Origin of the sequence: Crossiella sp. CA198 (genome assembly GCF_052078295.1) — a bacterium.
GTDB lineage: Bacteria > Actinomycetota > Actinomycetes > Mycobacteriales > Pseudonocardiaceae > Crossiella.
In genome coordinates this window covers 48,138-60,332 of record NZ_JBQJIM010000032.1, presented here as the reverse complement: position 1 = coordinate 60,332, position 12,195 = coordinate 48,138, and the positions used below count along the sequence as shown (strand labels likewise).

The following is a 12,195-nucleotide window of genomic DNA, read 5'->3' as shown; positions in this document are numbered from 1 at the left end:
GCTACGGCGACCACCCGGCGGTGGCGTTGTGGCACGTGCACAACGAGTACGCCACGCCGTGCTGGCCCAGCACTTCAGCGGCGTGCCCGACGAGCGCCCGCATGCCCGGGCACCGTCCACTTTCGACTGGTTCGACTACCGGGAACGCGCGTGACCACCTCTGCACATCCGACGATGATTGTGAGGGTTCCATGGTGCGATTACCGATAAACCGCTCGATCCGCCACCGGATCGGCGCACTACTGGCCGGGTTCACCACCCTGGCCGCGAGCCTCACCCTGGCGACCGGCAACGAAGCCGCCGCGGCGCCGCGCACGACGACCAGTGCGATGGCGCACGTCGCGGCCATGCAACCCGGCTGGAACCTCGGCAACACCCTGGATTCCACCGGTGCGGACGAGACCTCCTGGGGCAACCCGCGCATCACCCAGGCCTTGCTGCGCAACGTGAAGTCGCAGGGCTTCAAGAGCATCCGGATCCCGATCACCTGGACCCAGCACACCGGGCCCGCGCCGGAGCACACCATCAAGCCTGCCTATCTCAACCGTGTGCGGGAGGTCGTCGGCTGGGCACTGGCCGAGGGCTTCTACGTCATGATCAACCTGCACCACGACTCCTGGCAGTGGATCCTGAACATGCCCGGCGACCGCACCGGTGTGCTCAACCGCTACCACACACTGTGGACCCAGCTGGCCACCACGTTCCGGGACTTCCCCTCGGCCAAGCTGACCATGGAGAGCGTCAACGAGCCGCAGTTCACCGGCAGCTCGGGAATCGCCCAGGAAGCACAGCTGCTGCACGAGCTGAACGCCTCCTTCCGCGACATCGTGCGCCGCTCCGGTGGCAACAACACCACTCGCCTGCTCGTACTGCCGACCCTGCACACCTCCTCCGAGCAGGCGCGGCTGGACGAGCTGGCCAACTCGATCCGCGGGTTCAACGACCCCAACCTGATCGCGACCGTGCACTACTACGGCTACTGGCCGTTCAGCGTGAACGTCGCCGGCGGCACGCACTTCGACGCCACCGCCCAGAAGGACCTCACCGACGCCTTCGACCGCGTGCACAACACCTTCATCGCACGCGGCATCCCAGTGATCATCGGCGAGTACGGCCTGCTCGGTTTCGACCGGCACACCGGCACCATCCAGCAGGGCGAGAAGCTGAAGTTCTTCGAGCACCTCGGCCACTACGCGCGCGCCAAGAAGATCACCACCATGCTGTGGGACAACGGCCAGCACCTGGGCCGCAATTCATTCCAGTGGAGTGACCCGGAACTGTGGGGCCAGCTCAGGTCGAGCTGGACCACCCGCTCCGGCACCGCCGCCGCGGACTTCGTGTTCAGCGCCCGGTCCAGCGCCATCACCGCCAAGACGATCAGCCTGAACCCCAACGGAACCACCTTCACCGGACTGCGCCACGGCAGCACCGAACTGGCGCCCGGCCGGGACTACACCGTCCAGGGCAACCAGCTCACCCTGACCGCGCCCGCGCTGACCAGGCTGAGCGGAGCACGGCAGTACGGCACGAACGCCGTGCTGCACGCCCGCTTCTCCCAGGGCGTGCCCTGGCGGATCAACCTCATCACCCACGATCAGCCGGTGCTGGCCAGCGCCAACGGGACGACGAGTTCCTTCGCCATCCCCACCACCTTCCGCGGTGACCTGCTCGCCACCATGGAGGCCAGGTACGCCGACGGCGCCAACGCGGGCCCGCACGACTGGACCTCCTTCAAGGAGTTCGACCGCGCGTTCACACCCAACTACCCCGGCGGTGTCACCACCCTGTCCGCGGACTTCTTCGCCGCGGTCAAGGACAACGCGCGGGTGACCCTCACCTTCCACTACTGGAGCGGCGCCAAGGTGACCTACCACGTCACCAAGTCCGGCGGCACGGTCACCGGCGCCACGGCCTGACCCGTTCCGCACCACAACGGCACGCGGTGAGCCGGCCCGCCGGCTCCCGCGTGCCCGTCGGCAGGAAACTGCGGTCAGCCGGAGTCAGCGCGGCTGAGCTGGTGTCGCCGACGCGGGGTGCCGGGACTCCGTCCTCGGCCGCCGCCAGATGAGTACGGCAACGGCCCCGGCGAGGGCTGCCGCCGTGATGGCGAAGGGGACGGGGATGAGGGGGTCGACGAGGGTGAGCAGCCCGGCCAGGGGTAGCGCGGTGTTGACGACGTGGTCGGCGTGCGGCCTGATCGCGAGGGCCCAGATGCCGAGGACGAAGACGGCCAGCGGGATCGTGTAGGCGAATGACGCGAAGGGCAGCGTGCTGTGCCCGGTGAGGACGTCGATCTCGACCTCGATGCCCGCGGAGAACGCGCCGGCGGCGGCGAAGACGAAGAAGTGCCCGTACACGTAGGCCAGGGAGTTCGCGAGGTCCTTGATGGCGTGGTGGTGCGGCGGCCAGAAGTAGATCCACCACATGGCCGCCGTGGCGATGAGCGTGAGCGCGCCGAGACCGATGAGCGGACCGAGCGACGTGGCCTCGTGCACGGCCGCAATGATCGCGTTGGCGGAGGCGAGCAGGCTCTCACCGAGGACGATGAGGGTGAACAGGCCGTAGCGCTCGGTGATGTGGTGTGGGTGCCAGGGCGTGGTCCCCGTGCGCTCCGCGATGATCGGCACGACGAGTTCCGCGGCGATGAGCGCGATCAGCGCGACCGCGAGCATCCCGGCGGGAAGCAGCAGTGCGGCCAGCCACAGGGCCTGCACCAGTGAGATCCCTGCCGCGTAGCTGAGCGTGGTCCGGCGGGTGGGGCCTGATGACCGGGACGCGCGCAGCCACTGGGCGAGCAGTGCCACCCGCATGAGCACGTAGGCGGTGATGAGCACCGAGTAGTCGTGTTCGGCGAAGGCGGGGCCGATGCCTGCGGCGAAGACGAGCACGCCGCCCATCTGCAGGATCGTCAGCAGCCGGTACAGCCAGTCGTCGGTGTCGAAGGAGGTGGCGAACCAGGTGAAGTTCATCCAGGCCCACCAGATCCCGAAGAACACGAAGCCGTAGTGGAGAATCCCGTCGAGCACGTGGCCCGTGGTGCAGTCCCGCGGCGGCGGTGCCCACGGCGACGACGAAGACGAGGTCGAAGAACAGCTCCAGCGTGGACGCGGTGCGCCCGGCTTCGTCCGGGTCCCTCGGCACCATCGGGACGAGCCGGAACCGGGAGCCGGGTGTCATGACGTGCGCCGCCGCGCCCTCACGGACGAACGCGGATGATCGTCTTGCCCTTGACCCGCTCGGCCGGGTTGAAGGCGGCGACGGCGTCGTCGAGAGTCGCGACGTTGCCGATGAGCGTCCGCAGTCGCCCTTCCCGCACCCGCGCGGCGATCTCGCCCAGTTGCGCGCGGTCGGCCTCGACCACGAAACCGATCGCCAGGCCTTCGGCGGGCCGGGCCTGCGGCGGGCCTGCGATGGTCACCAGCGTTCCGCCGGCCCGAACCAGGCCCGCGGACCGCTGCTGGATCTCTCCGCCGAAGATGTCGAACACCAGATCGACCGCGCCGACCGCTGCCAGCGAGTCGTCCTGGAGGTCGAGGAACTCGTGGGCGCCGATGCCGAGCGCGGCTTCCCGGTCGGCAGCTCGTCCGGTGCCGATGACGTACGCGCCCGCTTCCCTGGCGAGTTGGGTCACCACGGAACCGACTCCGCCTGCGGCGCCGTGCACCAGGACGCTGTGCCCCGTCTGGAGGCGGCCGTGCACGAACAACCCTTGCCACGCGGTCAGGCCCGAGATCGGCAGACTGGCGCCCGTGGTGAAGTCGAGGTCGCCCGGCAGCGGCGCGAGGTTGCGCGCCTCGACGGCCACGTACTCCGCCAGGGTGCCGTCGCGGGTCCAGTCAGCGAGGCCGAACACCCGCTGGCCCACCGACAACCCTGTCGTGCCGTAGCCGAGAGCGCGGACCACCCCGGCCAGCTCGTGCCCGGGAATCGACGGCGTCCGGTCGCGGCCGAGGCGGTCGGTCCAGGTCTCGGCCCACTCCAGTTCCCCCGGGGTGAACCCGGAGGCGTGCACCTCGACCAGCACGTCGTTCGTCGCCGGCTCGGGCTGGGGTCGTTCCGCCAGCGTCATCCCGGCCGTTCCCTCGGCCTGATCCGCCACCACGATCGCCTTCATCCGCCTGTCTCCCCGCATCCCAGTCCTCGCGGCCGAACAACGTCCCCGGACGCGGTGGTCCGGCCGGTTGACGCTAACTCGATCTCGGCGCCGGACCTGGGTCCACCTGGCCGCTGGGAACGGGAACCAATCGGGCGGTCACCGCAGTGCGCGCACCAGTGCCGCCAGCGCGCCCGACCAGGCGCTGGCGGAGGGTGCGGCGAATCCGATGGCCACGCCGTCACGGTCCGATGTGGACCCGGGATGCCGGAAGAAGTCGAGGGGCTCGACGGTCAGCTGTTCGCGGGCGGCACGGCGCACGACTTCGGCGCCGGTACAGCCGGGTTGTTCGACCACGAGGTGCAGTCCGGCGGACATCCCGGTCACCCGCGCGGCCGGCGCGTGCCGGTCGATCATCTCGACCAGCTGCGCACGCCGGCGGCGGTACTGCGAGCGCATCGCCCGGATGTGCCGGTCGTACGCCCCCGACTCGATGAAGTCGGTCATCGCCAACTGGTTGAGGAACCCCACGGTCTCCTCCGCCCACCCTTTCTCCGCGACGATCGAGCCGACCAGGTGGTCCGGCACCACGAGCCAGCCCAGGCGCAGCCCCGGCGCGAGGGACTTGCTCGCGGTGCCCAGATAGATCACCCGGTCGTGGTCCAGTCCCTGCAGCGCACCCACCGGAGACCGGTCGTAGCGGAACTCCCCGTCGTAGTCGTCTTCGATGATCAGCGTGCCCCGCCGGCGAGCCCAGTCCACGACCGCCGCCCGCCGATCGGAATGCAGCGCCACCCCCAGGGGGAACTGGTGTGACGGCGTGAGCAGCACCGCCCCCGGAGTCGGCGCACCGTCCAGTGTGGACAGATCGGCGCCGTCCGCGTCCACCGGCATCGGGACGGCGTCGAGCCCGGCCTTCAGCAACGCCTCGCGCTGGGTCTGCAGGCCGAACTCCTCGACCGCGACCGTCGTGACACCCAGCTTCCGCAGCACTCCGGCCACCAGCCGCAGACCTTCCGCGGCCCCGCTGCACACCACGACGTTGCCTGCCCGCGCGCGCAATCCCCTGGCCCTGGCCAAGTACCGGGCGAGAGCAGCACGCAGTTCGCCGCGGCCGTGCGGATCGGTGTACCCGAAGGCTTCGCAGGGCGCCGCGCTCACCGCCCGCTTCACCGCCCGAATCCACTCCTCGCGCGGAAACGAGGACAGATCCGGCCGCCCAGGCCGCAGGTCCTGCGCCAGCCGCGGCCGGGCCGCGGGCGGCCGCGGCGGTTCCCGTTCGGCCACCAGCTCGGCCGAGCGCTGCGCCACTTTCGTGCCGGAACCGTGCTGCCCCAGCAGCCATCCCTCGTTGATCAGCTCCGAGTAGACCCGGACCACGGTGTTGCGGCCGAGCCCCAGATCGTGCGCCAGCACCCGGCTTGAGGGCAGCAGGGTCCCCGGCGCCAGCCTGCCCGTGCGGATCGCCTCCCGGAAGGCGTCCATGAGTCCCGCTCGGACCTTGCGCCCGAGCGGGCCCACGTGCAGGTCCAGGCCGGAGGTCCGGGCACCGCGATCGGCTTGTTCGGTCATGCCGGACAACGATACGACCAGACCGGCGCGGCCACGGCTCGCGCGGCCGTGCTGCCGGGTGCCGGATTCACGAGTGCGGATCGTCGGCTTGCAGCGGGTCTCCGGTGGTGGAGACATAGACGACCAGCAGCTTGGCCCGTTCGGTCGTGCTGGCGTTCGCGGCGACGACGTGGTGGGTACCTGGCCGCTCGAACCAGTTCTCGCCTTGGTGGAAGGTGGTCGCGGGCCCGTCATCGACCCGGCTGCGCACCGCACCATGCAGGACGTAGGCGTAGACGAAAGCCCGGCCGTGCCGATGCGGCATCGCGGCCGCACCTGGCGGGAAGTCCACCACCTGCGAGGTGAACGTCTTGCCCTCGGCGTTGGGCAGAGCCTGCTGCAGCAGGACACTCACCTGGGGTGGCGGCGCCGCGGCCGCGCTCGTCGCCGAGGCCGCCACGGGCACGCTCTCGTTGGCAGAGCCACATGCTGCAACGCCGGTCAACACGGCAACGGCCAGCAGCCGACCGACGATCTGTGGTGGAACCATGAGTGCTCCCAGGTGTTATCGCGCGGCGGTCAGGTCATCAGGCCCACCGCGCGCGAGCCCGGTGCGGCCGCGGCCTGACCCGCTTGTGCGCTTCCTGCCGAAGAGTTGGTCAACGCTGAGGGCGAAGGTGTCCACGGGGGCGAGGGCCAGCAACAGGGCGGCGGCCGCGGCGGCGAACACGGAGTTGCTCAGCGGCGCTTCCCAGTCCAGGAAAAGCCCCATCGACAGCGCGAACCCGAGCAGCAGCGCCATGGCGGCCCATGCGGACCAGCGCACGAGGACACCGGCCAGCAACGTCAAGCCCAGCACCGATTCCGCGGCGGTCGCGCCCCACGCGGCGGCGCTCTGCAGCCCGTCAGGCACGTACGGCGAGAGAACGTGCGTGTAGGCGGTGTACGCGGAGAAATCGCCCCACCCGACCGACCCGGTGTTCGGCGGTCCCCACCAGCCGAACCGATCAGCAACGGCCGAGAGGAACCCGGCGGCCAGTGCGAGGCGCGCGAACACCGTCGCGACCGACCATGCGCGCTCCTGCCGAGCGGCGGCCAGTACTACCATCAGATCTCCCTTGTGGACGCTTGGTGACTCCAAAAGTAGCCCGGTTTCGGCTCGGAATCTGGGTCCACTTGGCACCTGGGAACGGGAACCAATCGGGGAGTGGCGTGGCCTCCGACTTGGGGCGTTGTGGCTGGTGTCAGCTCGAACGACCGTTCCGCTCCGGACCTGATCCCTGCCGGTGCAACAGTGCCTGGCCCCGGACTTCCAGGCCCACCCGCTCGCCCGGAGCCACCACGACCCCGGCTGGTACGCGGGCGATCACCTCGGTGCCATCGGCCAGCAGCAGCCGTACCCGGGAATCGTGGCCGTGGTAGGCCAGTTCGGTCACCACGGCCGCGGCCCCACGCCGCAACGCGATCTGTTCCGGCCGCACCAGCACGGTGAACGCGCCCTGCGGATGACCGGGCGCCGCCACCGCGCCCAGGGCGGTGAGCGCTCCGGCCGGGCTGCCGACCGCGGGCAAGGCGACGGCCTCACCGACAAACCGTGCCACCCACTCGTCGGTGGGCCGCCGGTAGATCTCGGTGGGGGAGCCGGATTGCACGAGCGTGCCCGCCCGCATCACCGCCACCTGATCCGCGGTGGACAGGGCCTCGTCCTGATCATGGGTGACCAGCACCGCGGTGGCGCCGTCGGCCCGCAGCGCGCGCCGGACGTCCTGCCGCAGCTCCGTACGCAGCGCGGCGTCCAGCGCGCTGAAGGGTTCGTCCAGCAGGACCAGCGCCGGCCTTGGCGCGAGGGCTCTGGCGACCGCGACCCGTTGCTGCTGGCCGCCGGAGAGTTCGTGCGGCCAGCGATCGCCGTGACCGGCCAGGCCGACCAGGTCGAGGAGTTCGGCGATCCGGGGGCCCCGTCGCTGGATCCGGTTCAGGCCGTAGCCGATGTTGGCGGCCACGGTCAGGTGCGGGAACAGGGCGCCTTCCTGGGGGACGATGGCGATCCGGCGGCGGTGCGCGGGCAGGTCGGTGATCGGGCGGTCGTCGAGGCTGATCACACCCGCGTCGAGCTGGTCCAGTCCGGCGACGCAGCGCAACAGGGTGGTCTTGCCGCAGCCGGAGGGGCCCAGGATCGCGGTGAAGGAGCCCGAGGGCACGGTCAGGTTCGCCTCGCGCAGTGCGTGCACCGGGCCGTAGGAACGGATCGCGCCGGTGATCCGGAGTTCGCTCATGGGCTCGCTTCCTTGGACAGCAACCCGCTGCGGGCCGCCAGCGCCCAGGCGGGACCGGCGGAGAGCAGCACCAGCAGGGCGGCGTAGGGAGTGGCGGCGGCGTAGGCGGCGACCGTGGTGTGCGTCCACAGCTCGGTGGCCAGGGTGTCGGTTCCGGTGGGGCGCAACAGCAACGTCGCGGGTAGTTCCTTCATCGCGCTGAGGAACACCAGTGCCGCGCCCGCGCCGATGCCGGGCAGGATCAGCGGCAGGGTGACGGTCAGCGCGACCCGCGCGGGCGGGCGGCCCAGCGTCCGGGCGACCTCCTCCAGTGCGGGTGGCGCCTGGGCGGCGGCGCCCGCGATGGAGACCACGGCCAGGGGGAGGAACAGTGCGGCGTAGGCCAGGGCCAGCAGCCACGGCGTCTGGTAGAGCGGGGTGGCCAGGTTGATGCCGAAGAACACCAGCGAGAGCCCGATCACCAGCCCTGGCAGCGAATGCGTGAGGTAGCTCAGCCGCTCCAGCACCGTCGCGGTCCGCCCGCCGCCGCGTGCGCTCAGCAGGCCCAGTGGCAACGCCAGCAGCACGGTCAGGCCCGCGCCCGCCAGTGACAACGACAGTGAGGACCCCGCCGCGGCCGCCACCTCCGGCCACGCCCCTGGCCGGGACACCCCGTCGATCAGCCGCGACCCCAGGCTGAACGCCACCACCCCCAGCGCCAGCCCCGCCACCGCGACCAATCCGGCGACCGCGGCCCAGGTTCCCTTGCCCAGCCGCAGTATCGACGCTCGCCTGCGGGCGCCGCCCAGCGCGGCGTAGCGCGCGCCCGGCCGCCGGGTGCCCGATTCGGCGCCGAGCACCAGCACGGTCAGCACCAGCAGCACGCAGGAGAGCACCAGTGCGCCGGTGCGGTCGAAGCCCAGGTCGAAGGCGACGAAGATGGCCCGGGTGAAGGTGTCCGCGCGCAGCACCGAGACCGCGCCGAAGTCCGCGAGCACATACAGCGCGACCAGCAGCCCGCCGCCGGCGATGGCGGGCCGGACCTGGCGCAGGGTCACTCCGGTCAGCACCCGCCACGGCCCGTGCCCCAGCGAGCGCGCCACCTCCTCCTGCGCCGGATCGGCCAGCCGCAACGCGGCGGCCACCGGCAGGAAGACGTACGGGTAGCAGCCGAGCGTGAGTACCAGCGCGGCGGCCGGGAACCCGGCGAAACCGTCCACTGTGGACGTCCAGGCGAAACCGGCCACATAGGACGGAACAGCCAGCGGCAGCGCGCCGAGCACCGCGAACACCCGCCGTCCCGGCAGATCGGCGCGTACCACCAGCAACGCCGAACCCACGCCCAGCACCAGGCTGGCCGCCGTCACCACCGCGGCCAGCGCCAGGCTGCGTCCGGCCAGCTCGGCGACCCGGGTGGTCAGCAGCTCCTCGGCGATGCGCTCCCAGCCTGCCTGCGCGGTGCGCACCACCAGGTAGGCCAACGGGATCAGCGTGACGGCGACGGCGAGGGCGGCCAGTCCGGTCAGGACCGGCCGCCCCCGCCGGGCAGCGCGCTGGATCAAGGAACCAGCCCGGACTGCTTGATCAGCTTCACCGTGGCCGCCAGGTTGTCGATGTCGTTGAGGTCGACCGTGGGCACGGTCAGGCTGGACAGCGCGGGCACGAACGCCGGAGCCGGCGCGCCTGCCAGCACCGGGTACTCGTAGGTCTTCTCCGCGAAGTGCTGCTGCGCCTCGGCGCTGAGCAGGTAGTCCAGCAGCGTGCGCGCGTCCGGATCGGCGGCGCCGCGCTTGAGCAGGCCGACTCCGGCCACGTTCACCAGCGCGCCGCTGTCGCCACCGGGGAAGAAGTGCAGCCTGGCCTTGAGCGCGTCCGGCGCCTTGCCCTGCTCCTTGGCCCGCTCACCCAGGTAGTAGTGGTTGATCAGGCCCACGGCCAGCTTGCCGGTGTCGATCTCCTCCAGGATCTTGGCGTTGCCGTCCCGGATCTGCGGCTGGTTCGCGGCCAGCCCGGCCAGGAACTCCTTGGCTTTGGCCTCCCCGTGCTGCACCACGATCGCGGTGATGAACGCCTGGAAGGAGGCGTTGGTCGGGGCCACGCCCACCTTGCCCTTCCACGCCGGCCCGGTCAGCTCGAACACCGACTTGGGCAGCCCGGCCGCGGGCGCCAGCTCGGGGTTGTAGGCCAGCACCCTGGCCCGCGCGCTCACCCCGACCCACTCGCCGCCCTTGGCCCGGTAGGCCGAGGGCACCGGCTTGAGCACCTCGGCAGGCAGCGTGCTGAACAGGCCCTTCTTGGCCACCGCGCCCAGCGCGCCCGCGTCCTGGGCGAAGAAGACCTCCGCAGGGGACTTCTCGCCCTCTTCCAGCAACTGGGTGGCCAGCGCGGCGGTGCCCGCGTACCGGGCCTCCACCGCGATCCCGGTCTGCTGGGTGAACTTCTCCAGCAGCGGCTTGACCAGGGACTCGCTCCGTCCACTGTAGACGGTGACCTTCTTGTCCGAGGCCGCCGCCGATGAGCTGGGGGCGGGGCTGCCTGCTGGCGTTCCGGCGTCGCCGCAGGCGGCGAGCGTCGCGCCCAGCATGGCGAGGACGACCGCGACCGCGCGGCGAGGTGAACGATGGGGCATGAGGGCTCCTCGGCGACAAATGCGAAGAATCGGGCATCTACATCGAAGTAGAAGGTAGCTTAGGCTAAGCTCATTTCGATGTACGGCTGATCACAGCCTGGAACGGGTCGCCCAGCTCGCCCCGGTGTCGCTGGTCATCGCCGGTGGCGCGGACCCTGTTGCGCCCTTAGTCCAGTCCGCGCAGCAGCTCGCGCAGGGTCTGCTCGTCCTCGGCGTCCAGGGAATCCACGAAACGGGAGAGCACCCGGGAATGGTCGGGTTCGCTCTCCAACAGGCGGCTCATCCGCCAGGCCACCAGGGCGGGCGGGTCGGCCACCGCGGCGTAGCGGTAGGCGCGGCCGTCGCGCTGCCGGGTGACCACGCCCTTGTCGTGCAGGCGGGTGAGCGTGGTGACCACCGCGCTGTAGGAGATCGAGCCGGTCGGGTCCACCAGGGTCCGGACCTCGGCGGGGATCAGCGGGCTCGCTGCCGCCGAGAGCACGCGCAGCACCTCAGCGGCGAGCGAGCCGTACGGCCGCCGTCCCTGGGTCGCGTCGTCGGCTGCCCTGTCGGTCACGGCCGGATCCTACGTTCTCTCTCGCCGTCGCCGATGTATGGCAGGGTGTCGACGGGGAGAGGAGGCTCGGGTGTTCGATCATTTCGCCTGGTCGGTGCTGGCCACACCGGTGCTGGTGGTGCTGGGAGCCTGGCTGCTGGCCGACCGGCTGCGACCGGACCTGGCGGCGCGCACCCTGGCCTGGGCCACCGTGATCGCCGCCTGGGCCAGCACGATCAACCTGTTCGTCTTCGCGCTCAAGGCCCTCGCCGAGATCCCCGAGATCGCCGGTTTCGGCGGCTGGTCGCACGATGTCGTGGTCGCCGACACCGCGCATGTCCCGTGGGTGTCCTGGGTCTCGCTGGTCTGGACGATCCTGCTGCTGGCCGCGGTGGCCTACGCGTGCAGGCGCCGCCGCCGGGCGCTGCGCTTCGCCAAGGCCGACACCGAGGGACTGCCCCAGCACAACGGGGTGGTCACCGTCCACGACGACCGGATCGACGCCTACGCCCTGCCCGGCGCGGCCGGTGAGCGCGGCCGGATCGTGATCACCACCGGCATGGTCGAACTGCTGGGGGAGCGCCAGCGCGCGGCCGTCATCGCCCACGAGCGGGCCCACCTGGACGGCGGCCACCAGCGGCTGGTCTGGCTGGCCTCGCTCGCCGCGATCATGCACCCGCTACTGCGGCCGGTGGCCAAACAGGTCGCCTACCTGGTCGAGCGCGCCGCCGATGAGGCCGCCGCCGAAGAACTCGGCGACCGCAGGGAGGTCGCCAAGGCTCTCGGCCACGCGGCCCTGGCCTCGGCCCGTCAGGCCCGGGCCCTCATCCCGCACCGTTCGCTGGCCGCGCTGGGAGCGCAGCCGGGGGTGGTGCCGCGGCGGGTCGCCGCGCTGCTGGCGCCCGGTGAGCAGCGCCGGTGGGCGAGTGTGCTGCTCGGGCTGGTCGCGGTGGGCACCGTGGTGTGGACGGGCGAGTGCGTGTACGACCTGTTCGAGCTGCTGGAACTCGCCTCGCGGTAGCCGCTGCGAAGTCCCCTCATCGGTCCACCCCGGTTCCCTCCCGGGTTAGGTTAGGCTATCTTCTACACAAATGTAGAAGATCGTAGACAGCCAGCTGGACGCTCCCCGTCG

General features: G+C 71.1%; 12 protein-coding genes and 1 pseudogene. 3 read left to right on the top strand and 10 right to left on the bottom strand.

From position 1 onward, the window contains the following. The first annotated feature begins 28 nt into the window (after nt 1-28). Nucleotides 29-154 (top strand): hypothetical protein, encoded by a 126-nt coding sequence (locus ACTOWY_RS38695; protein WP_441314587.1) that lies wholly within the window; start codon nt 29-31, stop codon nt 152-154. Between the two features lie 40 nt (nt 155-194). After that, nucleotides 195-1,916: a cellulase family glycosylhydrolase gene (locus ACTOWY_RS38690; RefSeq protein ID WP_441314585.1), complete on the top strand. Its 1,722-nt coding sequence runs from the start codon at nt 195-197 to the stop codon at nt 1,914-1,916. Nucleotides 1,917-2,000: 84 nt separating this feature from the next. Here the strand turns inward: ACTOWY_RS38690 and ACTOWY_RS38685 are convergent, their stop codons facing one another. The 10 genes and pseudogenes from ACTOWY_RS38685 to ACTOWY_RS38640 form a co-directional block, all read right to left on the bottom strand. Then, nucleotides 2,001-3,026, bottom strand: coding sequence for a low temperature requirement protein A (locus ACTOWY_RS38685; RefSeq protein ID WP_441314559.1), 1,026 nt, complete (start codon nt 3,024-3,026; stop codon nt 2,001-2,003). A gap of 37 nt (nt 3,027-3,063) precedes the next feature. Further along, nucleotides 3,064-3,144, bottom strand: a pseudogene (locus ACTOWY_RS38680) (hypothetical protein); the annotation flags it as partial. Between the two features lie 52 nt (nt 3,145-3,196). Then, on the bottom strand, nt 3,197-4,114 hold the full coding sequence (locus tag ACTOWY_RS38675) for an NADP-dependent oxidoreductase (protein ID WP_441314558.1): 918 nt from the start codon (nt 4,112-4,114) through the stop codon (nt 3,197-3,199). A 138-nt stretch (nt 4,115-4,252) separates the two neighbouring features. Continuing rightward, complete coding sequence (gene pdxR / locus ACTOWY_RS38670; RefSeq protein WP_441314557.1) at nt 4,253-5,665, bottom strand: MocR-like pyridoxine biosynthesis transcription factor PdxR; 1,413 nt, start codon at nt 5,663-5,665, stop codon at nt 4,253-4,255. Between the two features lie 67 nt (nt 5,666-5,732). After that, on the bottom strand, nt 5,733-6,110 hold the full coding sequence (locus ACTOWY_RS38665) for a cupin domain-containing protein (protein ID WP_441314556.1): 378 nt from the start codon (nt 6,108-6,110) through the stop codon (nt 5,733-5,735). Nucleotides 6,111-6,209: 99 nt separating this feature from the next. Further along, entirely contained in the window at nt 6,210-6,752 is a 543-nt protein-coding gene (locus ACTOWY_RS38660; RefSeq protein ID WP_441314555.1) for a hypothetical protein, read from the bottom strand. A 136-nt stretch (nt 6,753-6,888) separates the two neighbouring features. Next, complete coding sequence (locus tag ACTOWY_RS38655; RefSeq protein WP_441314554.1) at nt 6,889-7,920, bottom strand: ABC transporter ATP-binding protein; 1,032 nt, start codon at nt 7,918-7,920, stop codon at nt 6,889-6,891. Continuing rightward, on the bottom strand, nt 7,917-9,461 hold the full coding sequence (locus tag ACTOWY_RS38650; protein ID WP_441314553.1) for an ABC transporter permease: 1,545 nt from the start codon (nt 9,459-9,461) through the stop codon (nt 7,917-7,919). The genes ACTOWY_RS38655 and ACTOWY_RS38650 overlap by 4 nt, the downstream gene beginning before the upstream one ends. Then, a complete protein-coding gene (locus ACTOWY_RS38645; RefSeq protein WP_441314552.1) occupies nt 9,458-10,528 on the bottom strand; it encodes an extracellular solute-binding protein in 1,071 nt (356 codons plus the stop codon). Before ACTOWY_RS38645 ends, ACTOWY_RS38650 begins: the two co-directional genes overlap by 4 nt. A gap of 166 nt (nt 10,529-10,694) precedes the next feature. Next, complete coding sequence (locus tag ACTOWY_RS38640) at nt 10,695-11,084, bottom strand: BlaI/MecI/CopY family transcriptional regulator (RefSeq protein ID WP_441314551.1); 390 nt, start codon at nt 11,082-11,084, stop codon at nt 10,695-10,697. Nucleotides 11,085-11,154: 70 nt separating this feature from the next. Here ACTOWY_RS38640 and ACTOWY_RS38635 point away from each other — a divergent pair, with 70 nt between their 5' ends. Then, nucleotides 11,155-12,084 (top strand): M48 family metalloprotease, encoded by a 930-nt coding sequence (locus ACTOWY_RS38635; RefSeq protein ID WP_441314550.1) that lies wholly within the window; start codon nt 11,155-11,157, stop codon nt 12,082-12,084. Nucleotides 12,085-12,195: the final 111 nt, after the last annotated feature.